Origin of the sequence: Kitasatospora terrestris (assembly GCF_039542905.1) — a bacterium.
GTDB lineage: Bacteria > Actinomycetota > Actinomycetes > Streptomycetales > Streptomycetaceae > Kitasatospora > Kitasatospora terrestris.
The window spans coordinates 8,449,891-8,476,178 of the sequence record NZ_BAABIS010000001.1 but is presented as its reverse complement, the minus strand read 5'-3'; the positions used below and the strand labels follow the sequence as shown (position 1 = coordinate 8,476,178).

The 26,288-nt window shown below is 73.4% G+C and carries 27 protein-coding genes and 1 tRNA gene; 14 read left to right on the top strand and 14 right to left on the bottom strand.

Going from position 1 to position 26,288, the window contains the following annotated elements; genetic code table 11:
• Positions 1 to 126: 126 nt before the first annotated feature.
• Positions 127 to 387 (top strand): GlsB/YeaQ/YmgE family stress response membrane protein, encoded by a 261-nt coding sequence (locus ABEB06_RS38760; protein WP_345701657.1) that lies wholly within the window; start codon positions 127 to 129, stop codon positions 385 to 387.
• A 75-nt stretch (positions 388 to 462) separates the two neighbouring features.
• Here the strand turns inward: ABEB06_RS38760 and ABEB06_RS38755 are convergent.
• Positions 463 to 539, bottom strand: a tRNA-Met gene (locus ABEB06_RS38755).
• A 588-nt stretch (positions 540 to 1,127) separates the two neighbouring features.
• Here ABEB06_RS38755 and ABEB06_RS38750 point away from each other — a divergent pair.
• Positions 1,128 to 1,580 carry an SsgA family sporulation/cell division regulator gene (locus ABEB06_RS38750; protein ID WP_345701656.1) on the top strand — a complete coding sequence of 151 codons (453 nt, stop codon included), beginning with the start codon at positions 1,128 to 1,130 and terminating at the stop codon, positions 1,578 to 1,580.
• 237 nt (positions 1,581 to 1,817) lie between these two features.
• Here the strand turns inward: ABEB06_RS38750 and ABEB06_RS38745 are convergent, their stop codons facing one another.
• Entirely contained in the window at positions 1,818 to 2,420 is a 603-nt protein-coding gene (locus ABEB06_RS38745) for a TetR/AcrR family transcriptional regulator (RefSeq protein ID WP_345701655.1), read from the bottom strand.
• Between the two features lie 90 nt (positions 2,421 to 2,510).
• Between ABEB06_RS38745 and ABEB06_RS38740 the strand changes: the two genes are divergently transcribed.
• Positions 2,511 to 2,957 carry an anthrone oxygenase family protein gene (locus ABEB06_RS38740; protein ID WP_345701654.1) on the top strand — a complete coding sequence of 149 codons (447 nt, stop codon included), beginning with the start codon at positions 2,511 to 2,513 and terminating at the stop codon, positions 2,955 to 2,957.
• 110 nt (positions 2,958 to 3,067) lie between these two features.
• Here the strand turns inward: ABEB06_RS38740 and ABEB06_RS38735 are convergent, their stop codons facing one another.
• The 3 genes from ABEB06_RS38735 to ABEB06_RS38725 form a co-directional block, all read right to left on the bottom strand.
• Positions 3,068 to 3,469, bottom strand: a complete 402-nt coding sequence (locus ABEB06_RS38735; protein WP_345701653.1) for a nuclear transport factor 2 family protein — start codon at positions 3,467 to 3,469, stop codon at positions 3,068 to 3,070.
• On the bottom strand, positions 3,466 to 5,061 hold the full coding sequence (locus ABEB06_RS38730) for an MFS transporter (RefSeq protein ID WP_345701652.1): 1,596 nt from the start codon (positions 5,059 to 5,061) through the stop codon (positions 3,466 to 3,468). The genes ABEB06_RS38735 and ABEB06_RS38730 overlap by 4 nt, the downstream gene beginning before the upstream one ends.
• Positions 5,062 to 5,331: 270 nt before the next feature.
• The gene (locus tag ABEB06_RS38725; RefSeq protein WP_345701651.1) at positions 5,332 to 6,063 is read right to left on the bottom strand and encodes a type 1 glutamine amidotransferase; all 732 of its coding nucleotides are present in this window, start codon (positions 6,061 to 6,063) and stop codon (positions 5,332 to 5,334) included.
• A 266-nt stretch (positions 6,064 to 6,329) separates the two neighbouring features.
• Between ABEB06_RS38725 and ABEB06_RS38720 the strand changes: the two genes are divergently transcribed.
• Positions 6,330 to 6,650 carry a WhiB family transcriptional regulator gene (locus ABEB06_RS38720; RefSeq protein WP_345701650.1) on the top strand — a complete coding sequence of 107 codons (321 nt, stop codon included), beginning with the start codon at positions 6,330 to 6,332 and terminating at the stop codon, positions 6,648 to 6,650.
• Between the two features lie 89 nt (positions 6,651 to 6,739).
• Here ABEB06_RS38720 and ABEB06_RS38715 read toward each other — a convergent pair whose 3' ends face one another.
• Together ABEB06_RS38715 and ABEB06_RS38710 are read right to left on the bottom strand one after the other, a co-directional pair.
• Complete coding sequence (locus ABEB06_RS38715; RefSeq protein ID WP_345701649.1) at positions 6,740 to 7,552, bottom strand: LamG domain-containing protein; 813 nt, start codon at positions 7,550 to 7,552, stop codon at positions 6,740 to 6,742.
• A gap of 215 nt (positions 7,553 to 7,767) precedes the next feature.
• Positions 7,768 to 8,073: a hypothetical protein gene (locus tag ABEB06_RS38710; RefSeq protein WP_345702127.1), complete on the bottom strand. Its 306-nt coding sequence runs from the start codon at positions 8,071 to 8,073 to the stop codon at positions 7,768 to 7,770.
• Between ABEB06_RS38710 and ABEB06_RS38705 the strand changes: the two genes are divergently transcribed.
• The 4 genes from ABEB06_RS38705 to ABEB06_RS38690 all read left to right on the top strand — a co-directional run bounded on the left by ABEB06_RS38705 (position 7,974) and on the right by ABEB06_RS38690 (position 11,189).
• Positions 7,974 to 8,597 (top strand): MFS transporter, encoded by a 624-nt coding sequence (locus ABEB06_RS38705; protein WP_345701648.1) that lies wholly within the window; start codon positions 7,974 to 7,976, stop codon positions 8,595 to 8,597. The two genes, ABEB06_RS38710 and ABEB06_RS38705, sit on opposite strands and share 100 nt — an antisense overlap.
• A gap of 44 nt (positions 8,598 to 8,641) precedes the next feature.
• Positions 8,642 to 9,379 (top strand): VOC family protein, encoded by a 738-nt coding sequence (locus ABEB06_RS38700; RefSeq protein WP_345701647.1) that lies wholly within the window; start codon positions 8,642 to 8,644, stop codon positions 9,377 to 9,379.
• Between the two features lie 121 nt (positions 9,380 to 9,500).
• Positions 9,501 to 10,721 (top strand): PP2C family protein-serine/threonine phosphatase, encoded by a 1,221-nt coding sequence (locus ABEB06_RS38695; protein ID WP_345701646.1) that lies wholly within the window; start codon positions 9,501 to 9,503, stop codon positions 10,719 to 10,721.
• A 96-nt stretch (positions 10,722 to 10,817) separates the two neighbouring features.
• Positions 10,818 to 11,189, top strand: a complete 372-nt coding sequence (locus tag ABEB06_RS38690; RefSeq protein WP_345701645.1) for a ClpX C4-type zinc finger protein — start codon at positions 10,818 to 10,820, stop codon at positions 11,187 to 11,189.
• Positions 11,190 to 11,254: 65 nt separating this feature from the next.
• Here ABEB06_RS38690 and ABEB06_RS38685 read toward each other — a convergent pair whose 3' ends face one another.
• Positions 11,255 to 12,055, bottom strand: a complete 801-nt coding sequence (locus tag ABEB06_RS38685) for a LamG domain-containing protein (RefSeq protein ID WP_345701644.1) — start codon at positions 12,053 to 12,055, stop codon at positions 11,255 to 11,257.
• Between the two features lie 121 nt (positions 12,056 to 12,176).
• A complete protein-coding gene (locus tag ABEB06_RS38680) occupies positions 12,177 to 12,374 on the bottom strand; it encodes a hypothetical protein (protein ID WP_345701643.1) in 198 nt (65 codons plus the stop codon).
• Between the two features lie 119 nt (positions 12,375 to 12,493).
• On the opposite strand from ABEB06_RS38680, the gene ABEB06_RS38675 reads away from it, so the two are divergent.
• On the top strand, positions 12,494 to 13,294 hold the full coding sequence (locus ABEB06_RS38675; RefSeq protein WP_345701642.1) for a hypothetical protein: 801 nt from the start codon (positions 12,494 to 12,496) through the stop codon (positions 13,292 to 13,294).
• Here the strand turns inward: ABEB06_RS38675 and ABEB06_RS38670 are convergent.
• Positions 13,278 to 13,949 (bottom strand): Type 1 glutamine amidotransferase-like domain-containing protein, encoded by a 672-nt coding sequence (locus ABEB06_RS38670; protein WP_345701641.1) that lies wholly within the window; start codon positions 13,947 to 13,949, stop codon positions 13,278 to 13,280. The genes ABEB06_RS38675 and ABEB06_RS38670 overlap by 17 nt on opposite strands.
• Entirely contained in the window at positions 13,946 to 14,593 is a 648-nt protein-coding gene (gene thpR / locus ABEB06_RS38665; RefSeq protein ID WP_345701640.1) for an RNA 2',3'-cyclic phosphodiesterase, read from the bottom strand. Before thpR ends, ABEB06_RS38670 begins: the two co-directional genes overlap by 4 nt.
• Before the next feature lie 171 nt (positions 14,594 to 14,764).
• Here thpR and ABEB06_RS38660 point away from each other — a divergent pair, with 171 nt between their 5' ends.
• Positions 14,765 to 15,550, top strand: coding sequence for a DeoR/GlpR family DNA-binding transcription regulator (locus ABEB06_RS38660; protein ID WP_345701639.1), 786 nt, complete (start codon positions 14,765 to 14,767; stop codon positions 15,548 to 15,550).
• A gap of 31 nt (positions 15,551 to 15,581) precedes the next feature.
• Here ABEB06_RS38660 and ABEB06_RS38655 read toward each other — a convergent pair whose 3' ends face one another.
• Both ABEB06_RS38655 and ABEB06_RS38650 read right to left on the bottom strand, forming a co-directional pair.
• Positions 15,582 to 16,127 (bottom strand): hypothetical protein, encoded by a 546-nt coding sequence (locus ABEB06_RS38655; RefSeq protein WP_345701638.1) that lies wholly within the window; start codon positions 16,125 to 16,127, stop codon positions 15,582 to 15,584.
• 206 nt (positions 16,128 to 16,333) lie between these two features.
• A complete protein-coding gene (locus ABEB06_RS38650; protein WP_345701637.1) occupies positions 16,334 to 18,523 on the bottom strand; it encodes an RICIN domain-containing protein in 2,190 nt (729 codons plus the stop codon).
• A 132-nt stretch (positions 18,524 to 18,655) separates the two neighbouring features.
• Here ABEB06_RS38650 and ABEB06_RS38645 point away from each other — a divergent pair, with 132 nt between their 5' ends.
• The 4 genes from ABEB06_RS38645 to ABEB06_RS38630 all read left to right on the top strand — a co-directional run bounded on the left by ABEB06_RS38645 (position 18,656) and on the right by ABEB06_RS38630 (position 23,045).
• A complete protein-coding gene (locus ABEB06_RS38645) occupies positions 18,656 to 19,555 on the top strand; it encodes an SIS domain-containing protein (RefSeq protein WP_345701636.1) in 900 nt (299 codons plus the stop codon).
• A 349-nt stretch (positions 19,556 to 19,904) separates the two neighbouring features.
• Positions 19,905 to 21,218: an extracellular solute-binding protein gene (locus ABEB06_RS38640; RefSeq protein WP_345701635.1), complete on the top strand. Its 1,314-nt coding sequence runs from the start codon at positions 19,905 to 19,907 to the stop codon at positions 21,216 to 21,218.
• Between the two features lie 22 nt (positions 21,219 to 21,240).
• Entirely contained in the window at positions 21,241 to 22,197 is a 957-nt protein-coding gene (locus ABEB06_RS38635) for a carbohydrate ABC transporter permease (RefSeq protein ID WP_345701634.1), read from the top strand.
• Positions 22,194 to 23,045, top strand: coding sequence for a carbohydrate ABC transporter permease (locus tag ABEB06_RS38630; RefSeq protein WP_345701633.1), 852 nt, complete (start codon positions 22,194 to 22,196; stop codon positions 23,043 to 23,045). Before ABEB06_RS38635 ends, ABEB06_RS38630 begins: the two co-directional genes overlap by 4 nt.
• Before the next feature lie 21 nt (positions 23,046 to 23,066).
• Here ABEB06_RS38630 and ABEB06_RS38625 read toward each other — a convergent pair whose 3' ends face one another.
• Complete coding sequence (locus ABEB06_RS38625; protein ID WP_345701632.1) at positions 23,067 to 25,961, bottom strand: SpoIIE family protein phosphatase; 2,895 nt, start codon at positions 25,959 to 25,961, stop codon at positions 23,067 to 23,069.
• Positions 25,962 to 26,288: the final 327 nt, after the last annotated feature.

Here is a 26,288-nt window from a genome sequence, read left to right as displayed (position 1 = left end):
CTCCGCCCTTGCGGAGCACTGCCGCGAACGCGACGGACGACTCGGCATGCATCAAGAGCGGTTTCAGGGGCATGCGACGTCCGCGGCCCGCACGGGCCGCGGACGTCGCGAGTGGAGGAGGACCCTGTGTCGATTCTTTGGGCGATCATCGCCGGTCTGGTCATCGGTCTGCTGGCGAAGCTGGTCATTCCCGGGCGCCAGCCGATCCCGCTGTGGCTCACCATCCTGCTCGGTATCGTCGGTGGCATCATCGGCAACTTCCTGGCGAGCGCGTTCGGCGTCGCCGACACCGACGGGATCGACTGGATCCGCCACATCTTCCAGGTCGGCGCCGCCGCCGTCCTGATCGGACTGGTCACCCCTCTCTGGGCCCGCCGCCACGCCTGAGGCGACAGGCAGGGAGGGTAGCCAGCGACAGGCGCGGGTCCGGGCCCGGTGCGTTCACACGCACCGGGCCCGGTTTGGTAGCGGGGACAGGATGTGAACCCGCGACCTCTGGGTTATGAGCCCGGCGAGCTGCCGAGCTGCTCCACCCCGCGTCGGCACCTGCGACTCCACGCCACGTCACCGGCCGGCAGCGCATGGGTTCTGCCGGTCGCGTCGCGGTGAGGACCGCGAGCGGCGCGCGGCCGCATCCGCCAAGCCATGCGGCCGGACGGGCAAGGGGCTTCGACCGGGCGGCGGGTCCGGTGGGCGGAGGAGGCGCCCGGCGGGCCGGTAGCCGCCCCCACGTCCGTCAGGTGGTCCGGCCGTAGCGGCACCCGTCGGCCCTGGTCGCCGCCACGCGCATCGAGTGCGTGACCGGCCGCTGCCCGCGTCGTTGGATGCGGTGTGGAAATTGATCAATTCTTCAATCCGAGTGCGGAAACGTTTCGTCAGGACTGGCCGCTGTTCTCGACGTTGGAGGCGCAGTGGCGTGCCGCCGGCCGCGCGGTGCCGGGGACGGCGGACCCGGAGTGGGAGCGCCTGGTGCAGCCGCCCCGGTTCGGCCCGCTGTCGACCGCACGGCGGCAGCGCGGCAGGGCGGCCGGATCCGGGTTGCGGCGGGTCGTGGTGATCGGGGCGGTGTCGTGACGGGCGGGCGTGTACCGCGTCAGCGCACCGCGGCGGGCGGTGTGGTGACGCGGGTGGAGGCGGAGGTCGTGGTGGCGCCGGGGTTGGCGGTGCCGGTTCCGACCTGCCTGCGGTACGACCCGGTGGAGCCGTATGCGGTGCATCTGGACATGCAGGTGCACGCGGGTGCGCCGGTGCGGTGGACCTTCGCCCGGGACCTGCTGTCCGCGGGTACGACGACGTGGGCCGGCGGGGGCGATGTGTCGGTGTTTCCCAGCCCCGATCCGGACGGGGAGCGGGGCACCCTGTTCATTTCGCTCAGCGGGGAGGAGGCGACGGCGGTGCTCCGGATCCCGGCGAACGCGGTCGTGGCGTTCCTCGCGCGGAGCGAGCGCATCGTGCCCGTCGGGGAGGAGCACCGCTACCTGGGGGTCGCCAACAACGTGCGGGGCCTGTTCGACGGGCCGCCCTCCCGGCGGCCGCGGTTCGACGGGCTGCGGCGACGGACGGACGACGGCGAGGAGTGACGGTCGCGGTCGTCCAGGCCGTCCGCTGCGAGGGGAAGGCGACCGCTCGGCAACCGTGGTTCGCACGGTCCGTGTCGGCGGCGTCCACGACACCGCCCCTCCCTCGATCTCCGCCCTACTCCCCCGCCTGCGTACACGGCTCCGGAGATCCGCAGCCGCAGTGGACAGGGGCGGCTGCTCCTCGGAGGACTGCCCGGCCGGGCGGGCCGAGCGAGCCGGGCGGCTCTGGAAGGCGGCTCACAGGACGGCGAGCCGTTCCACCACCAACTCCAGCCTGCGTTCGGTGTCCTGCGGGGGCAGCCGTCCCGCGCGGGTGAGGGTGGCCAGGCCGTGGAGGGCGGCCCAGAACGTCTCGGTGAACAGCCCCGGGTCGACGCCGTCGCCGGCGGCCTCGGCCAGGGTCTCCAGCAGGGCCGCGAAGGCGTCCTTCAACTGCTCGGGGGTGTCCTCCTGCGCGAAGGCCAGGCCGCCGTCGAGGCGGAACATGGCGTCGTAGAGCGCCGGGTTGCGTTCGGCGAAGGCGAGGTAGGCGCGGGCGAGCGCGGCGACCCGGGTGCGCAGGCCGTCCGCGCCTCCGTCCGCAGTGACGGTCGCCGCGGCGGTCGCGGCCCGCAGCGCCGCGGCCATCTCGGTGGCGCCTTGGAGGGCGACGGCGCCGATGATCTCGCGCTTGCCGCGGAAGTGGCTGTAGAGGACGGGCTGGCTGTACTCGATGCGCTCGGCGAGCCGGCGGGTGGTGACCGCGTCCCAGCCCTGCTGCTCGGCGAGTTCGCGGGCCGTCGCCACGATGAGGCGCTCGCGGTCCGCCCGTTCGCGCTCTTTGCGTTCCTGTACCGACATGACTCGATTCTAGCACCGCTAGACAATCAAGCGGCAGCAGTACTAGCGTTGCCTCACCGGCTAGCAGCGCTAGATCCCTGGAGGGGAACCATGCTCACCGCACTTGAGGTCTTCACCGTCGTGTCCGTCGGCCTGATGGTCGGGGTGGAGCTCTCCGTCGCCTTCGTGATGAACCGGATCTTCGCCGGACTGCCCGAGGACAGCGCCACCCTCGCCCGCGCCCACGGAGGCCGGATGCTCGGCGCCGTGATGCCGGTCTGGTACATCGGCTCACTGGTCCTCGCCGCGGTCTGGGCCGTGGCCGGCCGGCACCACCCCGGCACCGGCCTGGTCGTCCTCGCCGCCGCGCTGCTGGTCGTGAGTGTGCTGATGTCGGTCCTGCTGCTCGTCCCGATCAACAACCGCAGCAAGACCTGGACCCCGGAGAACCGGCCCGCGGACTGGAAGGAGCAGCAGAACCGCTGGGACCGCTACCACTACGCCCGCGTCGCCGTCATCGTCGCCGCCTTCGCCCTGCTGGTCTGCGCCCTCACCTGAGCCCGACCCCCGACGGCCACCACAACGGCCCCGCAGCCCGGTTCCGGCACCCCGCCGCGGCCGGGCCCCGGCATGCGCGCCCCGCGGGTCCGGGTCCGGGTCCGGGCCGGTCAGTCTCCGGTGACCGTGTCCCCGTGTCGGTGGACCACCCGCCAGGTGCCGGCTTCGCGGCGGTACACCTGGGTGGCGCGCAGCGTGTAGGTGCGGGGCTGCCCGTCGACCGAGGCGCTGATGTGTTCCAGACCGGCGGTGTAGGCCATGTCCCCCACGACGTCGGCCGCGAGCAGTTCGAACCGGTAGGACGTGCAGGCCGAGAAGGACTCCTCGAGGGCGGTGAAGAGCTCGTCGACCTCGGGTGTGCCGACGGCGTTGCGCCACGCTCCGAGCACGCTCACCGGTTCCGTGGCCGACCAGATCGCCCTGCGCGGGGCGGCGTCGCCGTTGTGGAGGGCCAGTTCGGCGTCGTACAGCGCCGTGCCGATCCACCGCAGGAAGTCGTCGCGCTCGCTCATGCCGCCTCCAGCCGCTCGGGCGTCTCCGGCGGCCCGGCGGGCTGCGCCGGGCCGGGCGGCTCGCTGCGCCGCCACAGCAGGGGGAGCAGCAGGGCGGCGGCGAGGGCCAGCAGCCCGGACAGGGCGATCGCCCGGCCGGCGCCCACTGCCTGCACTTCGCGGAACGCGGCGGTGAGCGCGGCCTGGGTCGCCTGGTCGACGGAGGCGAGGATCTTCGCGGCGAGGTCGGAGTCGGTGACGGCGTTGACGAGTTCGTTCACCTGGGAGGAGGACAGGCCTGCGGCCTTCGCCTTCTTCTCGGCCTGGTTGCTCTCCACCGCCTGCTGCACCGCGACGGTGATCGCGACCCCGAACGCCCCGCCCAGCATGCTGGTCACCTTGAACATGCCCGACGCGGTGCCGGCGAGTTCCTCGGGCGGGCCGGCCACGGCGGTGTCGGAGAGCGGGATGGACATCAGGCCGAGGCCCGCGCCGAGCACCAGCAGGCCGAGGGCGAGCAGCGGGTAGGTGTAGTCGCGGCCGATCAGCGCGGTCACCAGGGTGCCGACGCCCAGCAGCAGGACCCCGACCACGACCGGCAGGCGCGGGCCCCGGCGGGCGGAGACCCGGCCGCCGACGGGATTCAGCAGCAGGATCGTCACGGTCGAGGGCAGCAGGAGCAGGCCGGCGGCCACCGGGCCGTAGCCGCGGACCTGCTGCAGGTAGAGGGTGAGCAGGAAGCTGACGCCCGCGAAGACGATGTTCATGACCGAGTTGGCCGCCAGGGCGCCGCAGAACGGGCGCGAGGAGAACAGCCGCAGGTCGATCAGCGGGTCCTTCACCTTCTTCTCCAGCAGCACGAACAGCGCGGCCAGCACGACGGAGCCGACCAGCAGGGCGATGATCACCGGATCGTCGAACCCCTCCTCCTGGCCGGCCGTGCAGCCGTACAGCAGGCAGAACGCCGCGAGGGCGCTGGTGAACAGGCCAGGCAGGTCGATGTGGCGGGAGGCGTTCGGGTCGGTGGACTCCTCGGCGGAGCGGTGCACCAGCCACAGGGCGACCAGCGCCAGCGGGGCGTTGATCCAGAACGTGGAGCGCCAGCCCAGCAGACCGGTCAGTACGCCGCCGACCGCGGGACCGGCCGCCTGCCCGACCCAGGCGACGGCCATCCACGCGCCGAACGCCCGGGGCTGCTCGTCCGGTGGGAACATCGGCGGGATCAGCGCGAGCGTGGCGGGCAGGATCAGCGCCGCGCCGACACCCATCACCGCACGGCCGACGATCATTCCGGTCACACCCGGCACGAACGCCGCCACCAACGACACCGCGCCCATCACCAGCAGGCCCACGCACAGCATCCGCTTGCGCCCGTACACGTCGCCGAGGCGGCCCGCGGCGAGCACCAGGGCTCCGGTGGACAGGCTGAACGCGTTGTTCGCCCACTGCAGATCGGGCAGCGAGGCATCCAGCTCCTGCGAGATCGTCGGAACGGCCACCCCGAAGTCGGCGAACGACAGCCACACCATGCCGGCCGCGACGCACATGCCGGCCAGTGCTTTCCAGCGGTGCTCGGAGTATCCGTCGTGCGGCACACCGGTCGAACGGGCCATGCGGGCGGCTCCCGTGGATCTGGTCCGCCTCCGCCGGGCGGACCACCCCACTCTCCCGGCCGCGGGCCCTTCCGAGCGGCGCGACACCCTCGGCGGCGTCCCCGCTCCGCCGAACAGCCCACCCGGACGTTCCGCCCCGCCGGGGTGTTCTCCCGGGCGGCGGTGCCCCTTGCCGACCGGGGCCCGGAAGGGCCGGCAGCGGTTCGACCCGGGCGGGGCCGCAGCGCGGGGCGGCGTCTGCGACTGTCCGTGGTCCACGCCACGAGGGGCTCACGCCCGGCGGACGACTTCGCCCCAGGCCTCGGCCATCGCGCCCCATACCGCGCGCAGCTCCGGCTCCGCGGCGCGGACGGAGTCGACGGCGGCCTGCGGGTCGCCGCCGGCCGCCTTCACGGCGGGCCCGTCGGAGCCTGCCCAGTCGGCCGTCACGGCGGCGAGCACCTCCGGATGGAACTGCACGCCCCACCCGCATGCGCCGACCCGGAACGCCTGGTGCCTGGAGTCGTCCCCGCCCAGCAGTGCCACCGCGTCCGGCGGCAGGGCGGTGATCTCGTCCCAGTGCCACTGCGCGGCGAGCGCCCCCTCGGGCACGCCGCCGAACACCGCGTCCCGGTCGGCGGCCGGGAGTCGGCGCAGCGGTGTCGCGCCCACCTCGGGCATCCGGCCGCGGGGGGCGACGCTGCCGCCGAGGGCCACGGCCATGAGCTGCCCGCCGAGGCAGATTCCCAGCAGCGGGACGTGGTCCGCGACCGCCTGCCGGATCAGTTCCCGCACCCGCGGCAGCCACGGCGCCGCGGCGTCGTCCTCGCAGTTGGGTGCGCCGCCGAGGACCAGCAGCCCGGCGTATCCGTCGAGGCGGGCCGGCAGCGCCTCGCCCGCCCAGGGATGGACCGTGTGCAGGTGCAGCCCCGTCCGCTCCAGGTGTTCACCGACCAGGCCGGGCCCGGTGCCGTCCTCGTGCTGCACCACCAGCACCCGCGCGCTGCCCGCCGTTCCTGCCACGGCCGCCCACCTCACCCGTCCGGTGCGGGCCGCCCGATTGCGTACCCGCGAGGAGCGCCGATGCTCTCACGTCCCCGCTCGGGGCGGAACAGGGGGCCGGCGCCCCTTGCGGCGGGGGTGCGGAGGGCGCCCGGGGCTGCGGAACCGGCGCTTCACCACTCGATCGGGTGACGGTCCGCTTTCTGTCCGTCATGTCCATGGCCTAGCGTCGGTGGCTCCGTCGGACGGCGAATCCGCGCCGCGCGACGGTCACCTGAGGGGGAGCCATGGAAATCATCGACGCCAACTGGGTCCAGCGCGGGTCCTGCCGGACCTCGGACCCTGACGCCCTGTTCGTCGACGGCGCGGGGCAGAACCGCGCGAAGGCCGTGTGCACCGGCTGTCCGGTGCGCACCGAGTGCCTGGCCTACGCACTCGACCAGCGGATCGAGCACGGTGTCTGGGGCGGCATGACCGACCGCGAACGGCGCGCCCTGCTGCGGCGTCGGCCGACCGTCGAGTCCTGGGACAACCTCCTGCGCCGGGCCCGGGCGGAGCACACGGAGCACACCGCGGGGGGCCGGCGGGGCCTGCCGCTGGCCGGCTGACCCCGCTGGGGGCGCGGGGCCGGTCGACGGGGTGTCGGCCGGCCCCGCGTCCAGGAGCCCTTCGCTTCGCGTCCGGCCGCCGGGGCCGCTCAGGCAGCGGCGGGCCGGTAGACGGTAATGCTGTCGATCGCGAAGCTGATCGGGGTCTGCGCCGGCGGGGCCCGGTGGTAACGCCCGTTGTTCACCGAGAGGTTCAGCACCGGGTAGGCCGAGAAGTTCGGCCCCACGCCGGTGTGGTCCTCGAACGCGATCTTCAGCCGGTCCTGCGTGGGGCCGACGTACCAGACGGTGTTGTCCGCGCCGAAACGGGCGCCGACGTAGATCCACGCGCCTGCCTCGATCTCGTCGGAGCTGTAGCTGCCGTTCCCGCCGCGGACGTGGTTGACGAACTCGACGACTCCGGGACGGTCCCCGTGCCATTCGAAGACGTCGATCTCGTTGCGTCCGTCCCGCCACGTCCACAGGGCCGGCCACGCGCCCGAACCGGCCGCGGGCAGCCGCACCCGGGCCAGCAGGATGTCACCGGTGCGGATCTCGGCGCCGCTGCCGCCCGAGCCGCAGGAGTCGCCGGTGGTGACGAGCCCGGTGTTCCAGCGCCCGTTGCCGGCGGGCGCGGCGGTGATCACCAGCGTGCCGTTCTCGTGCCTCAGGGCGTCGGTCGTCAGGTGGTCGAGCTTGAAGTCCCCGGGGTTGTCGGTGCAGTTGCCGCTGTAGGCGCCGGTCTTCCAGCCCCAGGTGCCGCCGGCGCCGATGCTCGCGCGGTCGAAGGTGTCCCGGAAGGCCACCTTCGCCTTCCCGAACGGCACCGGGGTCGACAGGTCCGAGGTCGCGTCCGGCAGTTGCGGGCCGATGCTGTTGATCAGGCCGACCACCATCGAGACTATGAGCGACAGCCACTGCACGGCGGATCCCCTCGACGCGCCTTCCCTCCGGGCCGAAGCCACCCGACGAGCACGTAGCCTGCCCGTCGTCCGCGGTCCGCTGCAGCCGAATGCACAACTGTCCACCCGTTCGGACGCCGCTCCCACCCCTGGGGGTGAAAGCGGCGGGCCGGCCGGACCGGCGTGGAGCGCGCGGGGGTACCGCCGGGCCCGGTCGCGCGGGGCTGTTCGACGGGTCAGGGCCGGTCCTCGCCGAGGATTCCGCGGGCGATGGCGGGCAGGGCCCCGGTGAGGACGGCGGGTTGGGGCGGCCGGGTGATCAGGGAGACCGTGACCTGGCCGGGGACGGGGGACGGCAGGACCTGGCTGGTGGGGTCGGCCCACCAGCGGGCGGCCAGGAGCGGGACGAGTGCGGCGGCCCCGCGCCGGTGGGCGATCCGGAGTGTGGCCTCGATCGTGGGGCCGGGCCGTGGCGTGGCGCCGAGGGCGGAGAGCTTCGCCCGGACGCTGTCGCCGGCCAGGTCGATGGTGGAGTAGAGCACCGCGCACCCCGCGAGCGGCCGCCGGGACGGGCGGGTACGGGGCCGCGTCCGTGGCCGCCTCGCTCGTGGTCCCGCTGGTCGTCCACCGGCTGCCGCGGGTGCCGCTGATGGTGTTCTCCTGGGTGGTGCTCGGGATCGCGTTCGTCCTGCTGCCGTCCGTCGCACCGGACCTGACGGGCATCTGCGTGACGGCCGCGGTGGCCGGCGCGGCGATGCCGTGGGGCATCGCCGCCCTGGACACCCTGATCAGCGAGCAGACCTCCGGTGCCGAACGCCGGGCGGCGTTCGGCGCGCAGACCGTCCTGCACTCGGGCGGGGCCTCGCTGGGCCTGCTGGCCGGCGGCGCCCTGATCGGGTGGGCCGGGGTCGGGCCCGTCCTGATCGCCACCGGCCTCACCCAGGTCCTGGCCGCGGCGGGCGGGGCGCTCTGGGCCTGGCGGGTGCGCCGCACCCCGACCTCACCGGGCGTCAACCGTGCGCCGTCCCGAGCCGCCCGGTCGCGGACCTCGACGATCGGCGCCTGAACGGACAGCACGCGGACGACGCGTCACCTCTTATGATCATCGCCATGGCAACGCGACTTGTACAGATCAACATGAAGGCCAAGGACGACGCGGCGCTCGGCCGGTTCTGGGCGGAGGCGCTCGGCTGGGGCATCGACAGCGAGGCGCCCGGCGTGACCAACCTCGAACCCGTGGGCTTCAGCTACCCCGACCCCGCGGCGGTCTGCGTCGACATCGTCGCCGGCCAGGAACCCAAGACCGGCAAGAACCGGGTCCACCTCGACCTCGCATCCACCTCGGCCGAGCACCAGGCGGAGCTGGTCGCCCGGTTGAAGGGGCTCGGCGCGACGGTCGCCGACGTGGGCCAGGGCGACGTGCCGTGGACGGTCATGGCCGACCCGGAGGGCAACGAGTTCTGCGTCCTGGACCCCCACCCGCTCAACATGGACACCGGGCCGATCGCCGCGGTGGTCGTCGACTGCGCCGACCCGCGGGAGATGGCCCGGTTCTGGGGCGGCGCGATCGACTGGAAGCTGTACGAGGTCGACGACGACCACGCGGTCATGCGTTCCGCCCAGGGCGTCGGCCCGTACCTGGAGTTCCACCGCTCCCCCGACACCAAGAGCGGCTGGAACCGGGTCCACCTCGACATCAGCCCCTACAAGGGTGACGACCCGGCGGCGGAGGAGGCCAGGCTGCGCGCCCTGGGCGCCACCGACACCGGCATCGACCCCTCGGCGATCTCCTGGACGGTCCTGGCCGACACCGAGGGCAACGAGTTCTGCCTCCTCAGCCCGCGCTGACCTGCGGGCCGGACGGCGGGGCCACCGGCCGGACGGCCGAGCCACGGCCCTGACCTGCGCACCTGCGGCACAGGTCGCTCCTATCCTGGTCCCAGGGGGCACCGACAGGGCGGAGAGGCGGATGGCCGAAGCGGGTGTCGACTACGCGGCGGTGTTCCGGTCGCTGCCCGGCGCGATCGGGCTGCTCACCCCCCAGCTGGTGTTCGCCGACGCCAACGAGGCGTTCCTGCGGCAGGCCGGACGGACCCGGGAGCAGGTGGTCGGCCGGCACCTGTTCGACGCCTTCCCCGGCCAGCCGCACGACCCGGAGACCGCCGGCATGCGGAACCTGGAGGCGTCGCTGCGCCGGGTCCTGGACGGCGAGGCGAGCGACGTCATGCCCGTCCAGCGCTACGACGTCGAGACCGTGCCCGGCCGGTGGGAGGAGCGGTACTGGAGCCCGGTCAACGCCCCCGTCTTCGGACCCGACGGGCGGGTGGTGCTGGTGATCCACCGGGTGGAGGAGGTCACCGAGCTGATCCGAGCGGCCGACGGGCGCGGCGCCGGCCTGCGGGTGGAGGCCGAGCTGTACAGCCGGCTGCGCGAGCTGGAGGAGGTCAACCAGCGCCTGCGCCTGGCCCACGCCCGCGAACGCGAGGTCGCCCTCGCCCTCCAGGAGGCCATGCTGCCCCCGGCCCGGCCGATCCGCCGCCACCGCACGGCGGTGCGCTACCAGCCGGCCACCGCCGCGCTGAACGTGTGCGGGGACTGGTACGACCTGGAGCCGCTGCTGGGCGGCGACCGGATCGCCGTCACCGTCGGCGACGTCGTCGGACACGGCCTGGCGGCGGCCGTCGTCATGGGCCAGCTGCGCAGCGCCCTGTCCGCCGCCTCGCTGGTGGCCGCGGGCCCCGCGCAGGCACTCGACGCGCTCGGCCGCTACGCCCACTTCCTGGACGGCGCCGAATCGACCACCGCCGTGACCTGCTTCATCGACTGGGACCGGCGCACGATCAGCTACTCCAGCGCCGGGCACCTCCCGCCCGTCCTCCTGCACACGGGGGCGGTGGCGGAGCTGCTCGACGGCGCCACCGATCCCCCGTTGGACGCCCACCCCGAACCCACCCCCCGGCCGCAGGCCGCCGTCCCGTTCGCGCCGGGCGACCTCCTCGTCCTGTACACGGACGGCCTGGTGGAACGCCGCGGCGAGGACATCGACACCGGGCTGGACCGCCTGGTCGCCTCCGTCCGCCGCCACCACGGCCTCCCCGGCCCGGGCGAGCTCGCCGACGCGGTCCTCGGCGACCTGCTGCCGGCCGAGGGCGCCACGGACGACACCGCGCTCGTGATCGTCTGCCTCTGACGGCACCGGCGCACGCTTGTCAGGAGTGCCCTGACGACCCTACCCTGCCGTCAGGATCGGCCTGACAGGCAGGCCGCCGACGGAGGCGGGGTCACCGTGGCCGGTGGGACGACGGAGCGCGACGGCCGGGCGTGCTCGTTCTGCGCCAAGCTCGAGGCGGAGGTGACCAAGCTGGTCGCCGGGCCGGGCGTGAACATCTGCACCGAATGCGTGGACCTCGCCGCCTCGATCGTGGCCGAGTACCGGCCGGGCCCGGTCGAGCTGCGGATGCCGATCCGGAGCGAGCTCACCGACCCCGAGCTGCTGGAGCGCCTGCCCCGGGTCGCGGCCCTCGCCCAGCAGCTGGACGCCGACCTGCGCACCTGGGTCGCGGAGCTGCGCCGACGCGGCGTCACCTGGGCACGGATCGGCGAGGCGCTCGGCGTCTCCCGCCAGTCCGCCTGGGAACGCTTCTCCGGCGAGGCCTGACCCCGCCCGCTCCCTTCCGACCCCCGGCGGCGGATCGGGCGGCTCGACCGTCGGCGGGACGGGCCTCAGCGCGGGGAGCGGCAGGCCGTGCCGCTGACGGCGTCCGGGGCCGCGGCGGCGGGGCCGGCCTGGGGGCGCTGGATGGTCACGCAGTCGACGCCGAGGACGATCGGCGTGGCGTCGGTGGGCCGGGGGTGCCAGTGGCCGTTGCTCACCGAGAGGCTGACCACCGGGTGGGCCCGGAAGCCGGGTCCGACGCCGGTGCCGTCGCTGTGGACCGCCGGGATCCGGTCGGGTGAGTCGCCGGCGTACCAGGTGACGCTCCGCTCGCCGAAGTGGGCGCCGATGTAGATCCAGTGGCCCGGGGCGACGGCGGGGGCGCGGTGGTAGTGGACGGAGAAGCGGACGTGGTTGACGAACTCGAGGGTGTCGGGGTGGTCCTCGTGCCATTCGAAGACGTCGACCTCGTTGCCGTCGTCGCGCCAGGTCCAGACGGCCGGCCAGGCTCCGCTGCCGGAGTCCGGGAGGCGGACGTGGGCGAGCAGGACGTCCCCGGTGGTCACCGCGGCCTTGTTGCCACCGTTGTCGCAGGTGTTGTCGGTGGTCAGCAGGCCTGTCGACCAGCTCCCGTCGGAGCGGGGGGTGGCCGTAACGGTGAGGTGGCCCGAGTCCGTGGCCAGAGCGTCGGGCGAGAGGTGGTCGAGCTTCCAGTTGCCGGGGTTGGTCGGCAGGCAGGCGTACGCCACCGAGTCCGTGCTCCAGGTCCTGCCCGGGCCTGCGGCGAGGTACTCGAAGCGGTCCAGCAGCACGGGCGGTGCCGGCGACGCCCCGTCCAGGAGCGAGCACAGCGCTACGGCTGCGGACATCAGGGGCAGGAGGAGGGGCATCACGCGGCCCTTCGTGAGCACGGGTTCCGTCACTCACACCGTGTGCCTCGATGCCGTCGCGGGCGCGGCGGGGCCCGCCGTACAGGTGAGCGCGGGTCCATCAGGCCGCGGTGAAGGTGAGCCCTCCGGATCCCAGCGGTACGGGTGCCGCTGCGGCGAGCTGCGCGGGATCCGCGGCAGCCGGTTCCTGGAACAGCGAGCGCCCCGCGTGGGGCAGCGACGCGTGGTCCGCCCGGGACGGCTGGTCGGTGGCGGACTCGGAGAAGGGCTGCCACAGCGGGCGCCGGTCGACGGTCATGATCACCAGTGTTCCATCAGTGTCCATCCGTTTTCTGCACCGGCGCGCGATCGCCCGTCCGGGGGCATGTGCGGCCGTGGATCAGCCGGGCGGCACCCGGGGCGACCGACAATGCCGCCATGACCTCCTCCCTGAGCCGGCGCCGGCTCCTCGGCGTCGCGGCCGCGGCCGCGGGCGCGGGCGCGGGCGCGGGCGCGGGCCTCTTCGGCCCGGCCGCCGTGGCGCGCGCCGCAGACGTGACCGCAGCCGATCCACCCGCCGCAGAGCCGGCCACCGCCGACCCGGCCCCCGCCGAACTGCCCCGGATGGGGCAGAGATTCACCCTGGACGTCGTCGCCACCGGAGCGGCCCTGGTCGTCGACCGGCCCGCTGCGCCGCCCGTCCTCAGGTTCACCGGCACGTGGACCCTCGAAATCACCGAGACCCACGAGGGCGACGAGGCCGCACGCTCCTACCGGACCGTCGACCTCGCGCTGCAGAGCCGCCACCCCCAGTTCGGGTGGATCGTCCTGCGCACCCCGAACGGCGGGGGCGGCGCCGGCACGCTCCGGGCGCAGGACGACGGCAGCGTGCTCGACCTGTGGGCGCAGCCGATGGTCATCGCCTTCGAGCGGTGCGGCGACGATTTCGGACCGTTCACCTTCGTCTCCCGGCAACCGGCGGAGTGGACCGGGTCGCTGTCCGCCTACCCGCCGCCCGTGCCCGGCGAGGCCGCGGACGGCTCCCCCGCCGCCGGGGTCCTCTACCGGGTCGCGGGCCCGGTCGACTTCGGCGTCGACCCCGCCCGGCCCAATCCGCCGGCCGACGACTGCCCGCTCCTGTCGCCGCTGCCGGAGCAGCCCGCGACCGCGCGCGAGGGCGGGGACCCCGTGTTCGTCCGGCTGCGCGGGATGGACGTCCTGCTCAGCTCCCGAGCCTGACCCAGTGCCCTTCGGAGACGACGTCGACGGCGCCGTCGGTCACCTTGATCGCGGTGTCGTCGTCGATCGCGTAGGCCGGGTTTCCCAGGTCGGTGGCCCAGCGCTGGGCGTCGGCCAGGGTGTTCTCCGGCAGGGCCAGGTGGTCCAGGTGCGGGAAGATCGAGAAGTCGACGACGCCCAGCGTGCGGTCGCCGCCGCCGGGCGGCTCCCACTCCACGAAGTCCGCCCCGATGCGGGGCGTCATCACCATGCTTCCGGCGCTCAGCCCGAGCCAGACCTTGTCGGGCAGGGAGGGCAGCAGGTCCGCCAGCCCCGACTCGCGCATCCAGTGGGCCAGGTACGTCGCGTCGCCTCCGTTCACCAGCAGGACGTCCGCCTCCCGCACCCAGGGGATCCACCGCTCCGCGCCGATGCTGGGCAGCGCCGTCAGCTCCAGGACGCCCATCGACCGCCACCCCAGCTCGCACATCGGGGTCGAGGACCGGCCGGTGATGAACCGCCACGCCCCCGCGGGGCTCCCCATCGGGTGCCCGTACCCGGCGGTGGGGATGCACAGGGCGTCCGACTCCTCGATCGGCTTGCCCAGCAGGTCGACCAGCGCGGAGCGGATGCTCGCGTTGGTGACGCCCGCGGACGTGAGAAGAAGCTTCATCATGCCTCCACGTTGGTGTGCGCCCCAGGCTCGCACCCGCCACCGACAACCGGGCCGGTCCGGGCGGCGGCGGCGCCGAGCGGCCAGGACTCGATGTCGCGGTAGCGGATCGTTCCGGGGCCGCGGCCGATGTTGCTGCCCACCAGGTGGAGCCGCTCGGTGTGCCACGGGCGGCCCGCGAAGGCCGCGAGCCCGGCGGCGGCCCGCGGCACGCCGGTGGTGTCGTCGCGGCGGGCCCGCGCCAGGGTCAGGTGCGGGCGCAGCGGGCGTTCCCGGAACTCGATCCCGCAGTCCCTGGCCAGCTTCCGGACATCGGCGGCGAGCAGGTGCAGTCCCTCCAGGTCGCCGTCGATGCCGCTCCAGAGCAGTCGCTCGTCGAAGTGGCCGCCGCCGTGCAGGCGCAGCCGCAGTGCGGGGTACGAGCCCGTGCGCTCGGCCAGCGCGGCCCGCAGCGGCGGCACGGCCGCGGCGGGCAGTTCGCCGAGGAAGGCCAGGGTGATGTGCCAGTCCTCGATGCGGTTCCAGCGCAGCCGCGGGTGGTCGGTGTACGCGGGGCTCAGTGCCCGGGCCAGTTCGTCCTTCGCCTCGTCGGGCGGGGCGAGTGCGACGAAGACGCGCAGGGTCGGGGACGTGGGCTGATCGTTCACCTGGGCTTTGTAGCACCTCGACCGGCGTCGGCGCTGGCCCGCGGTCCTGGGCAGCGGCGCCGGCGGGTGGGTTCGGTCGCGTGCGTCGATCGTGCGGACCCTGCGGCAGTGCTTCCGCTGTTTCGCCGGCGGGCGAGCCTAGGCTTGGCCAGTGACGACGGAGGAGTGACCATGGGCGCGCGTGAGCGGTGGACCCGACTGCTCGGGGTGCTGGGCGAGCGGGGCACCGTCGAGGTCGGTGAGGCCGCCGAGCTGCTGGGCGTCTCGACGGCGACCGTCCGCCGCGACCTGGACGAGCTCGCGCGGCAGCAGTTGGTGACGCGGACCCGTGGCGGTGCGGTGCTCGGGAGCGTCACCTACGACCTGCCGCTGCGCTACCGGACGGGTCGCCGGGCGGACGAGAAGCACCGGATCGCGGAGGCCACGGCGCAGCTCGTGCCGCCCGGCGCGGTGGTGGCGCTGAACGGCGGGACGACGACGTCCGAGGTGGCGCGGGAGCTGGCGGTCCGGGCGGACCTGGCGGAGCATCCGAGCGGCACCGGTCTGACCGTCGTCACCAACGCCGTCAACATCGCGAGCGAGCTGGCGGTCCGGCCCCACGTGAAGACCGTGGTGACCGGCGGGGTCGTCCGGGAGAGCTCGTTCGAGGTGACGGGTCCGTTGGCGCCGATCGTCCTGGGCGAGATCTCCATGGACTTCGCGATCCTGGGCGTGAACGCGGTCGACCCGGTGCACGGCGCGTCGGCCTTCGACGAGGACGAGGCGCGGGTCAACCGCGTCCTCGCCGAGCGGGCGGACAAGGTGATCGTGGTGGCGGATTCGACCAAGGTCGGGCAGCAGGCCTTCGCCCAGATCTGTGCCGTCGAGGACATCTGGGCGCTGATCACGGACACGGACCTCTCGGACGAGCTCGCCGACGGGTTCGCCGCCGAGGGCGTGGACGTCATCTGCGTCTGAGACGGCCGGTCGTTCCGGGCGGACATCCGACTCACAGCCAGGCACCGAGCGGCGAGAGGCTCTTCACAGCGTCGGGTGCTTCGAGGCAGTCCTGGGGCCGGCGCCGGGGCATCCGGGAGGGCTGCCGCTCGCCGGTGGGTCCGCCGGCTTCCGGGACGCGCCGCAGGACGGCCCGGGTGTCCCTGGTGGCGGCGAGCGCCTTGCACAGCAGACCCGGGTCGGCGAGCGTCCCGTAGTCGCCGTACCAGCGGCGCCGCCCCTGGTAGCGGCTGCCCGGAATGGTGACCGACCAGCGGGGGCCGAGCATCTCGACGTCCTCGTCGGCCGGCTCCGCCGGTTGCAGGCAGGCGGTTCCGGCGGGCACCAGCCAGTAGAAGTGCGCGATGTCCTCGATGATCCCGTCGAGGTCGTCGCCGAGGAAGCCGATGACCCGCTCGGCCCGCTCGCGGCGGACCCGGACGACGTCGACGTCCTGCCCGACCGTGACCACCTGGACGCCGTACGGGTCGTCGGGGAGGTACATCAGGTGGATGGCGAAGCCGGTTGCGAACTCTTCGGTGAGGCTACGGGCATACACGGGAGTCCTCCTTGGTCCGGAGCGTGGTCCCCTCCCGGCGCGAAGGTCGATTGACCCGCCTGTTGCCAGAATATGCTCAAATCCAATCGACTTCAAGCAGAAATGAGCACGTAGCGCCCGTTGATGTCAGACGGCCGAAGGCCCGGCGGGGAAGCTTGCGACTTCCCCGCCGGGCCTTCGACGGGAGCGGGACGACGGCCGGAAGGTCAGCCGGTGGCCCAGTGCTGCAGGGCCGAGCCGGTATCCGCCTGCTGGGTGACCGGGGCGCCGTCCGCGGTGGAGGCGGTGGTCAGCAGCAGGCCGCTCCTCTGCGAGGTGATCGTGTAGCCGCCGGAGACGGCGCTGACGGTCCAGCGCTGGTTGGCGCCGCCGGTGCAGGCCCACTGGATGACGGCCGTGCCGGCCGCGGTGGAGCCGCCGCTGACGTCCATGCAGAGGTTCGACTCGCCGTTGACGATCTGGTACGAGCCGTCGGCCTGGCGGGTGAAGACCCAGCGCTGGTTCGCGCCGCCGTTGGGCGACCAGGTGACGAGTTGGGTGCCCTGCGCGGTCGAGTGGTTGGGGTCGTCGAGCGCCTTGCCGGAGGCGGTCAGGGTGTGGGTGCCGGTCAGGTCGGGTGCGGCGCCGACCGCCGTGAGCGTGAGGGTCTGTTCGGCGGCGGTGCGGTTCGAGCCGACCTGGCTGCCGGTGGTGTTGGTCCAGGTGCGGGTGGGTGTGGTCTCGGTGAGCCGTCCGGTCTCCCCGGAGAGGGCCAGGTCCAGCCCGCTGTAACGGTTCACCAGGTGGTAGGTGCTGCCCGATGCGATGACGAACCACTGCTGGCCGACAGCGTTGCCCGGCGTGGTGGCGGTGGGTTTGGCGCCCCAGGCGCGGCCGGTGTTGGTGGTGGAGTCGACGCCGAGCGCCTGGCCGGTGGAGGCGTTGGTGATCCGGTAGGAGCCGTCGCCGTTGGAGGCGAAGGTCCAGGTTTCGAGCGCGGAGTCGGTGGAGGTCTGGGAGGTGGTCGCGGAAGAACCGGAGACCTGGGCCAGGACGCGGCCGTTGCCGTTCGCGATCCGGTAGGTCTTGGTCAGGTCGAACGGGGCGGCCGGCGCGGAGGAGGAGGTGAGGGTGACCGGCACGTACTCGCTGGAGGAGTTGTTGGAGCAGCCGTAGTAGCAGTAGGTGCGGAAGTTCTTGCCGACGATCTGGGAGCCGGTCCGGTTGGCGCCGTCGAGGAACCAGCGGTACCAGGAGGCGGTGTGGTAGCTGCCGGTGTCGCCGGCGAGGTACCACTTCTGGGTGGCGAGGTTGTCGGTGACGTAGTACTGCTGCGGGGCGTTGCCGCTCTGGTCGACGCCCTGGGGCTGGCCGACGTACAGGCCGAGGTAGGCGTTGAAGGTGACGTCCATGACGAACAGCGGGGAGGTGGCGGGGGTGGTGCCGGCCGCGACCTGCTGGGCGGTGGTGCCGGTGTTGGTGGGCTTGTACTCGCCGCTGGTGGGGGTGTAGCCGGTGGTGCTGGAGCCGTTCACCGGGACCATGTTGGACTCGCGCCCGCCGACGCCCGCCTCGGTCCAGGCGCCGTTGTACCACTTCTGCCAGGAGCTCGGCGCCATCTTGCTCGCGATCGGGGCGCGCGCGACGTGCTCGTGGAAGGCCTTCCAGCCGCCCGCCTTGTCGACCACCCGGGAGCCGTAGAAGACGTAGAAGTAGCCGGAGGCGGCGTCCACGAACAGGCGCTGGTCGCCGTCGCCGTAGTAGTACGTCTGGTTCGGGAAGGCCGCCGTGTCACCGCGCTTGGTGCTGTACGGCGAGGTGATCACGTGGTCCTTGATCGTCCAGGTCCTGCCCTGGTCGGTGGAGACCGCGTAGTCGATCGCGTCGTAGTGCAGGCCGTCGGTGCCGAAGGGCTGCGGGGTGAACTCGTTGTGGACCAGGCCGTACCAGTCGCCGGTGTCCGGGTCGACCCACAGGCCCGCCAGGTCGCAGTAGTTGCGCTGGGAGTAGCTGGACCCGGCCGGGGCGTAGCTGGCGCTCAGGCCGGTCGGGCTGTTGTTGCAGCGCCAGGTGGTGTCGTCGTTGCGGTCCTGGGAGTTGGCCGGGTTGACGTAGCCGCTCAGCGACGCCGACTTGGTCGCGGTGTCGAAGTCGGTGCCGGTGTAGAAGTCCCACTGCCGGTGCTCGGTCGCGCCGTACAGCGCCGCCGACTGCTGGAAGTAGAACGTGCCGTCCTTGTCGATGTACGGCGACGCCTGCGTGTCGGTCGGGTGACCGACCTGCACCGGCGAGCCGACGCTCACCGAGTAGGGCCCGGGGGGAGGTGCCGCGGAAGCCGGGGTGGATACCCCGGCGGCGAGCGCGGCGAGGGCCGCGGCGACGGTGGCGGCGAGCAGTCTGCGGGGCGGAGAGAACATCGGGAGCTCCAGGGGGTGGTGCGCGCGAGCTGCAACAATCTGAATTGTCCGCGCCAGAACAGCGCAGATGTCAACATTCGTGTCCAAAATGGTGCAGACTGGCGATCGAGACCCCTCCCCTCGGAGGTGACCGTGACAGCCTTCATCGAGGCCGAGATCGCCAGTCAGCCCGACTGCTGGCGGCGCGGTGCCGAACTCGCGGCGGCGAGCCGGGGCGTGCTGCCCGCAGCGGGCGAGCGGGTCGCGGTCGTCGGCTGCGGGACGTCGCTCTTCATGGCCCAGGCGTACGCCGCCCTGCGGGAGTCGAGCGGGCAGGGCGTGACGGACGCGTTCGCCGCCTCCGAGTACCGTCTCTCCCGCTCGTACGACCGGATGCTCGCCCTGACCCGCTCCGGCACCACGACCGAGGTGCTGGACCTGTTGCACGGGCTGCGCGGGACCACGCCCACCTCGGCGATCACCGCGGACCCGCAGGCCCCGGTCATGACCGCGGCCGACCGCGTCGCGGTCCTGGACTTCGCGGACGAGCGCTCCGTCATCCAGACCCGGTTCGCCACCACCGCCCTCACCGCGCTGCGGGCCCACCTCGGCCTGCACACCCCGGCGGTGGAGGCCGATGCCCGCAGGGCACTCGCGGAGCCGCTGCCCGGGGCGTCGACGGAGGAGCTGACCGGCCGCGCCCAGTTCACCTTTCTCGGCTCGGGCTGGACGCTGGGCCTGGCCCACGAGGCCGCCCTGAAGCTGCGCGAGGCCGCGCTCGCCTGGAGCGAGTCCTACCCTGCCATGGAGTACCGCCACGGGCCGATCAGCATCGCCGCACCCTCGACGGCCACCTGGATGCTGGGCCCCGCACCGGCCGGCCTGGCCCGGCAGGTGCGGGCGACCGGGGCGCTCTGGATCGAGAGCGACCTCGATCCCCTCGCGGACCTGGTGCGCGTCCAGCGCCTCGCCGTGGCCCTCGCGGCCGCCCGGGGCCTGGACCCCGACCGGCCGCGCAACCTGACCCGGTCCGTACAGCTCGCCGGGGGATGACGGCGGACGACGGCGGGACGGCGGCGAGCCCCTGGCCGTGGGCCTGACCTGGACGGACGCTCGGGAGCGGACGGGCCGCCGACCGTGTCGAAACCGAGACCTCATCCTCGCCGGCACTGCTTGGTATCTGCTCGATCGTGAGCAATACTCACTGGAAAAGCACAAATAAGCGCATTTGGGAGATTCCTCCCCGTGCCCGGCCCCGCCAACCGGATGAATCCGACGGTGCGGGCCCGACCGCACCACCGGCCCGCCTCCCCCGTCGGGCAACACTGCATCCGTGGAACCCCCACCCTGAGCCGCACCGCCGCCGCACCGCCGCACCGCCGCACCGCAAAGGACCGGACCCATGGCCACCTCCCGCATCCTGCACCGCACGCTGCCTGCCGCCGCGGCCCTCGCCCTGCTCGCCGGTGCCGCCGCCTGCGGTTCCGGCGGTTCCGGCCCGTCGGCGTCCGCCGGGCCGACGACCGTGACGTTCTGGGGCTGGGCGCCCGGGTACGAGGAGGCGGCGGCACGGTTCAACGCCACCCACCAGGACGTCCAGGTCCGGTTCGAGAAGACCGTGCCGGGCAGCAAGGGCGGCTACGCGAAGGTCTTCGCGGCCGTCAAAGCGGGCAACGCCCCGTGCCTGGCCCAGGTCGGCTACGAGTCGCTGCCCAGCTTCGTCGTCGAGGGCGCCCTGCAGGACGTCGGCAAGGAGGCGGCCGAGTACCGGTCCCAGTACGGCGACGCCGCCTGGAACTCGGTCAAGGTCGGCGGCCAGGTGTACGGCATCCCGGTCGACATGGGCCCGATGGCGCTGTACTACCGCACCGATCTCTACGCCAAGTACGGCCTCCAGCCGGAGACCACCTGGGAGCAGTTCGCCGCGGACGCCGCGAAGCTGCACGCCGCCGACCCGGCCGGGTACCTGAGCGTCTTCAACCCCGACGACCCGTGGTGGTTCGCCGGGATGTCCTCCCAGCCCGGCGGCAAGTGGTTCGAGGCGGGCGACAAGGGCTGGACGGTGTCGATGGCGAGCGACGCCGGCACCGCCAGGGTCGCCGACTACTGGCAGGGCCTGGTCGAGAAGGGCCTGGTCAAGTCGGAGCAGAGCTACACCCCCGACCTGTACAAGGACATGCAGGACGGCACCATCGCCGCCTACGCCGGCCCGGTGTGGTTCTCCACCATCCTCGAACAGAACGCCGCCCAGGCCGCCGGCAAGTGGGCGGTCGCCCCGATGCCGCAGTGGCAGGACGGCACCAGGTCCGTCGGCAACGACGGCGGCTCCTCCACCGCCGTCGTCAAGGGCTGCAAGTCCACCGGGGCGGCCCTGGAGTTCGCCAACTGGATGAGCACGGACCCCGCCGCCGTCGGCATCCTCGTCGAGAAGGCCGGCATCTACCCCGCCTCCACCGCCGGCACCTCGGTGCCCGCGCTGTCGAAGCCGAGCCCCTACTTCGGCGGCCAGCAGATCTTCGACGTCTTCAAGCAGGCGCTCGCGCAGGCACCGGAGTGGACCTGGGGCCCGACCATGACCCAGACCGCCAGCGACCTGACCGACGCCTTCGGCACCGCCGTCGCCGACCACACCGACCTGACGGCCGCCCTGGCCACCGTCCAGACCAAGACGGTCGACACGATGAAGGCCAAGGGCCTGACGGTCACCACCGGCTGACCCCGCACCAGGGAGCATCCCCATGAGCGCAGCACCCCAGGTCGCGGCGGACCGGGCCGGCCGCCAGGCCCCGCCGTCGCGGCGGGGCCCGTCCCGCAACCGCGCCGCCCTCGGCTTCCTCCTCCCCTTCGGGCTGCTCTTCGTCGCCCTGTTCCTGCTGCCCATCGCGTACGCGCTGTGGCAGAGCCTCTACCGCACCGCGCGCTCCGGCCTCGGCTTCGGCCCGGCGCGGACGGTCTTCGCGGGCCTGGCCAACTACGGCGCGGCGCTCGGGGACGGCTCCTTCCTCGCCGGGGTCGGCCGCGTCCTGCTCTTCGGCGTCGTGCAGGTCCCGGTGATGCTGGGGCTCGCCCTGGTGCTGGCCCTGCTGCTGGACGGCAGGGGGGCGCGGTTCCCCCGGTTCTTCCGGCTCGCGTACTTCCTGCCGTACGCGATCCCCGGCGTCGTGGCCACCATCCTGTGGGCGTTCCTCTACCTGCCGGGCACCAGCCCGCTCGTCTCCGGCCTGGGGAACGTCGGGATCCGCGCCGATTTCCTGTCCTCCGGCACGGTCCTGTGGTCGATGGCCAACATCGTGACCTGGACCTGGACCGGCTACAACATGCTGGTCATCCTGGCCGCCCTGCAGGCGGTCCCGCGCGAGCTGTACGAGGCCGCCGAGCTCGACGGCGCGAGCGCCTGGCGGATCGCCTGGCACATCAAGATCCCGCTGGTGGCTCCCGCCCTGGTGCTGACCGGGATCTTCTCCGTCATCGGCACGCTCCAGCTGTTCACCGAGCCGATGGTGCTGCACTCCCTGACCTCGACGGTCTCCGCCGACTACACGCCGAACATGGCCGCGTACAACGCCGCGTTCGGCACCAACGACTACGGCAGGGCGGCGGCGATCGCCGTCCTGCTGGCGCTGGCCACCGGCGTCCTGTCCTTCGTCTTCCTGCGCCTGTCGGTGCGCTTCACCGGAGAGCGGGCGGCCTCATGAGCACCGCCCCGTCGGGGCGCCGTCCGCGTCCGAACGTCGTCGGCACGGCCGTGCTGTCCGTGCTCGCGCTGTACTTCCTGCTGCCCGCCTGGTGGCTGCTGGTGGCGTCGACCAAGAGCAGCAGCGACCTCTTCGGCAGCAACGGGTTCTGGTTCTCCTCCTTCCGTCTCGGCGACAACCTCCGGGAGCTGGCGAGCGCCAACGACGGCCTCTACGTCCGCTGGATGCTCAACACCCTCCTGTACGCCGGCGTGGGCGCGGCCGGTGCCACGCTGTTCGCGGCGATGGCCGGCTACGCCCTCGCGAAGTTCCGGTTCCGCGGCCGCGAGGCCGTGTTCAACACGGTGCTCGCCGCCGTGCTCGTCCCCGCGCCGCTGCTCGCGCTGCCGGTGTACCTCCTGCTGTCGAAGGCGCACCTCGTCGACACGGTGTGGGCGGTGCTGCTGCCCAGCATGATCAGCCCGTTCGGGGTGTTCCTGAGCCGGATCTACGCCGAGGCCTCGGTGCCGGACGAGATCCTGGAGGCCGCCCGGATGGACGGCGCCGGGGAGTTCCGGATCTTCTTCACGGTGGTGCTGCGGATCCTCTCACCGGCCCTGGTGACGGTCTTCCTCTTCCAGTTCGTCACCATCTGGAACAACTTCTTCCTGCCGCTGGTCACCCTCTCCGACCAGAAGCTGTGGCCGGTCAACCTCGGCCTCTACTACTGGAACGGGCTCAAGGACCACACCCCGTACAACCTGGTGGTCACCGGCTCGCTGGTGTCCGTGCTCCCACTGGTGGTCGCCTTCCTGCTGCTGCAGCGGTTCTGGCGGGCCGATCTGGCGGCCGGCGGCGTCAAGGCCTGAGTCCGACGGGTTGCGGGGGCGTCAGGAGCCGGCGATCGGCTGCTCGGTCCAGATGCTCTTGCCGTGCTCGTCGTAGCGCACACCCCACTGCCCGGCCACGGCGGCGACGAGTTGCAGCCCACGGCCGCCCTCGTCGGTGGCCGAGCTGTGCCGGATGTGCGGGGTGGTCAGGCTGGCGTCGGAGACCTCGCAGATCAGGGTGCGGCTGCGCAGCAGCCGCAGGCCGATCGGCCCCTTGGCGTGCCGGATGACATTGCCGACGAGCTCGCTGACGATCAGTTCCGTCGCCGTGCTGAGCTCGTCCAGCCCCCAGGCGGCGAGCTGTGCGCGGACGTGGGCCCGGGCCTCGCCGGCCGCCCGCGGGTCGTCGGGCAGGACCCAGGAGACCACGTCGCCGGGCGGGAGGTGGTGGACGCGCGCGAGCAGCAGCACGGCGTCGTCCCCGACCGGGCGTCCAGCCGGGACGAGGGCCGCGGTCACGGCCTCGCACAGCGCGTTGGGCGTGGCGGCGGGGCGGCGAAGGAGCTCCGTGCGCAGGGTGTCCGCCAGCCGGGCCAGCCCGGCGTCGACGTCCCGGTCCGCGGACTCCACCAGGCCGTCGGTGCACAGGACCAGCAGGCTTCCCTCGGGGAGGCTCACCGTGACCGTGTCGAAGGGGGGAACAGCGGTGCCGAGCGGCGGGTCGGGGACCGACACCGGGAGGTCCACGGTGTGGTCGGGGCGGACCACGGCCGGCGGCGGGTGCCCGGCGTTCGCGTACCGGAGGTCGTGGGTGACCGGGTCGTAGACACCGTAGAGGCAGGTGACGAAGGAGTCGTCGCCGAGGTCGGCGACGATGTCGTTGAGCCGGCCGAGGATCTCGGCCGGCGGCAGCTCCAGCTCGGAGAGGGTCCGCACCGCTGTGCGCAGCCGCCCCATGGTGGCCGCCTCGGGCATGCCGTGGCCCATGACGTCGCCGACGACGAGGGCGACCCGGTCGGCGGAAAGACGAATCACGTCGTACCAGTCTCCGCCGACCTCGGCGCCGTGGCCCGCCGGGAGGTACCGGGCGGCGGCCGTGACCGCGGGCAGGGCGGGCAGCTCCCGGGGCAGCAGCGCGCTCTGCAGCTCCCGGGCCCGGGTGGCGGCCTCCTCGTAGAGGCCGGCCCGGTCGAGCGCCTGTGAGATCAGTCCGCTGACCTCGCCGAGCAGGGTGCGCTGCTCCTTGGCGAAGGTGTGGGGACGGTCGAAGGACACGACGCAGACGCCCTCCCGCCCGGAGGCCCTCAGAGGCAGGAACGCCCAGGCCTGCTTGTCCGAGGTCCGCACGAGCCCGCCGGTCCCGGGGTAGGAGGCGAGGAACTCCGCTCTCGACTCGATGAACCGGGCCCGTCGGCGGCGCATCACCTCGACCGTCGGGTGGACCGTGCCGACGGGGCGGCCGTCGAGCGCATCGAGCATGGCGTCCGGGTAGCCGACGGCGCCGGTGACCGCCAGGCGCCCGTCGATCACCGTGGCCACCAGGAGCCCGACGGCGCCCACCTGGGGCAGGACGCAGCCGGCGACCGCGTCGACCACGTCGCGCGGTGTGAGCGCCTCGGCGAGGGCGGCGGTGAGGCCGCCGATCAGCTCCGACCGGTCGGCGGCGACCCGCTCGGCCGCGGCCCGCTCGATCTCGCGCAGCCGCCGCTCGGTGATGTCGGTGCTGTAGAGCGTCAGACCACCGGGCACCGGCACCAGCCGCAGGTGGTACCAGCGGTCGTCGGGCCAGCGGACGTCGAAGTCGAGCGGTGTGCCGGTCCGGACGACCTCCCGGCACAGCTGCTCCAGGCGGGGGACGTGCCGGATGGCGGGCAGGTCCCACAGGATCGTGCCGGCCACGCTCGGTGCGGAGCCGAGCAGCTTCTCCGCGGCCACGTTCACGAACTCGATCCGCCAGTCGCTGTCGACGGAGAGGAAGCCGTCGGTCATGTGGCGCAGGGCCCGGCCGACCGGCTCCAGCGCCGCGTGCGCCTCGGTGGTGTCGTAGACGGTGCCCTCCAGGCGCGCGGGCTCGCCGTGCTCGTCCACGTCGACCCGGCCGCGCACCCGGACCCAGGCGTAGCCGCGGTCGGCGGTGGCGACCCGGTACTCCGCCTCGTAGGACCCGCGGGTGCGGATCGCCTCGACCAGCACGTGCACCGAGTAGGGCCGGTCCTCGGGATGGACGAGGGTGGCCCACTCCCGCATCCGGCCGCCGGGCGGCCAGTCGATGCCGATCCCGGCGAGGAAGCGCTGGTCGACGAAGAAGTCTCCGGATTCCATGTCCCACGACCAGGTGCCGATCCGCAGCCGCGGGCGCTGCTGGGCAGGCCCTTCCAGGGGCGACAGCAGTGCGGGGGACAGCCCGCCGGTGCGGGGGGCGGAGAGCCGCAGGCGGCCTGCGGCCCAGGCGGCCACCTCCGCGAGGAAGGACAGGTCCGCGGCGTCCGGCTCGGCGAGCGGCGGGGTGATCAGCGACAGCGCGCCGCGCGGTCCGTCCGGACCGGGCAGGGCCGCGGCGGCGATGCCCGCCGAGGGGGCGACGAAGGGCGGGGCGGCGACGGGGCGGCCCGGTTCCTGGCGGGGGTACTCCACCGCGGGCAGCCAGAGCGTGCCGCCGTCGAGGACCACCCGGGCCGGTGCCAGCCTGCCGCTGGAGGGGATGACGTCCCAGGCGCGGGTGAAGGCGGCCGGCAGGCCGCTGCTCGCCACCAGCCGGAGCCCGGCCTGGCCGATGCCGGCCACCGGCAGGTGCGCCATGCCGCCGAGCGCGCCGAACTCCGCCGTCAGGTGGTGGAGCGCCGCGAGGAGTGCGGCCGCGTCGCCCTCGTCCTCGAACGCGGCTAGCATCCGCAGCCGCCCGGCCCGCCCGCCCTCCGACGACGCCTCCCACTCGCGACCCTGCCTGGCACTCACCCGGTCTCCGTCCGCAGGAACTGCCTCATTCCAGAAAACACCCCCGGAACGGCGGTCGCCCCTCGCGCGGCGGCGGGCGGCCCGGCCCGGCCCGGCCCCGACCGTTGCGCCCCCAGGCCTCGAACTCGTAGATCCGGGCGGCGGGGTCGGTGGTCTGGGTGGGCTTGGTGACGACCAGCCGGACGTAGCGTGCCGTGGTGGTGACCGGGCGGGTGCCGATGACGGCCTTGGCGGGTCCTTCGTCGCCGTTGCACTGGCCACCGCGCTTTCTTGGACCGCGAGTTGCCCGATCTTCAGGTCGTCCGAGGGGTTGGTGCCGGAGGCTTG

Coding starts and splice junctions, on each gene's coding strand:
- ABEB06_RS38745 (WP_345701655.1), bottom strand. CDS start 2,420: ATGTCGGTACAGGAACGCAAAGAGCGCGAACGGGCGGACCGCGAGCGC.
- ABEB06_RS38650 (WP_345701637.1), bottom strand. CDS start 18,523: ATGTTCTCTCCGCCCCGCAGACTGCTCGCCGCCACCGTCGCCGCGGCC.
- ABEB06_RS38685 (WP_345701644.1), bottom strand. CDS start 12,055: ATGTCCGCAGCCGTAGCGCTGTGCTCGCTCCTGGACGGGGCGTCGCCG.
- ABEB06_RS38730 (WP_345701652.1), bottom strand. CDS start 5,061: ATGGCCCGTTCGACCGGTGTGCCGCACGACGGATACTCCGAGCACCGC.
- ABEB06_RS38635 (WP_345701634.1), top strand. CDS start 21,241: ATGAGCGCAGCACCCCAGGTCGCGGCGGACCGGGCCGGCCGCCAGGCC.
- ABEB06_RS38700 (WP_345701647.1), top strand. CDS start 8,642: ATGGCAACGCGACTTGTACAGATCAACATGAAGGCCAAGGACGACGCG.
- ABEB06_RS38660 (WP_345701639.1), top strand. CDS start 14,765: ATGGGCGCGCGTGAGCGGTGGACCCGACTGCTCGGGGTGCTGGGCGAG.
- ABEB06_RS38640 (WP_345701635.1), top strand. CDS start 19,905: ATGGCCACCTCCCGCATCCTGCACCGCACGCTGCCTGCCGCCGCGGCC.
- ABEB06_RS38695 (WP_345701646.1), top strand. CDS start 9,501: ATGGCCGAAGCGGGTGTCGACTACGCGGCGGTGTTCCGGTCGCTGCCC.
- ABEB06_RS38680 (WP_345701643.1), bottom strand. CDS start 12,374: ATGACCGTCGACCGGCGCCCGCTGTGGCAGCCCTTCTCCGAGTCCGCC.
- ABEB06_RS38630 (WP_345701633.1), top strand. CDS start 22,194: ATGAGCACCGCCCCGTCGGGGCGCCGTCCGCGTCCGAACGTCGTCGGC.
- ABEB06_RS38740 (WP_345701654.1), top strand. CDS start 2,511: ATGCTCACCGCACTTGAGGTCTTCACCGTCGTGTCCGTCGGCCTGATG.
- ABEB06_RS38720 (WP_345701650.1), top strand. CDS start 6,330: ATGGAAATCATCGACGCCAACTGGGTCCAGCGCGGGTCCTGCCGGACC.
- ABEB06_RS38670 (WP_345701641.1), bottom strand. CDS start 13,949: ATGATGAAGCTTCTTCTCACGTCCGCGGGCGTCACCAACGCGAGCATC.
- ABEB06_RS38675 (WP_345701642.1), top strand. CDS start 12,494: ATGACCTCCTCCCTGAGCCGGCGCCGGCTCCTCGGCGTCGCGGCCGCG.
- ABEB06_RS38735 (WP_345701653.1), bottom strand. CDS start 3,469: ATGAGCGAGCGCGACGACTTCCTGCGGTGGATCGGCACGGCGCTGTAC.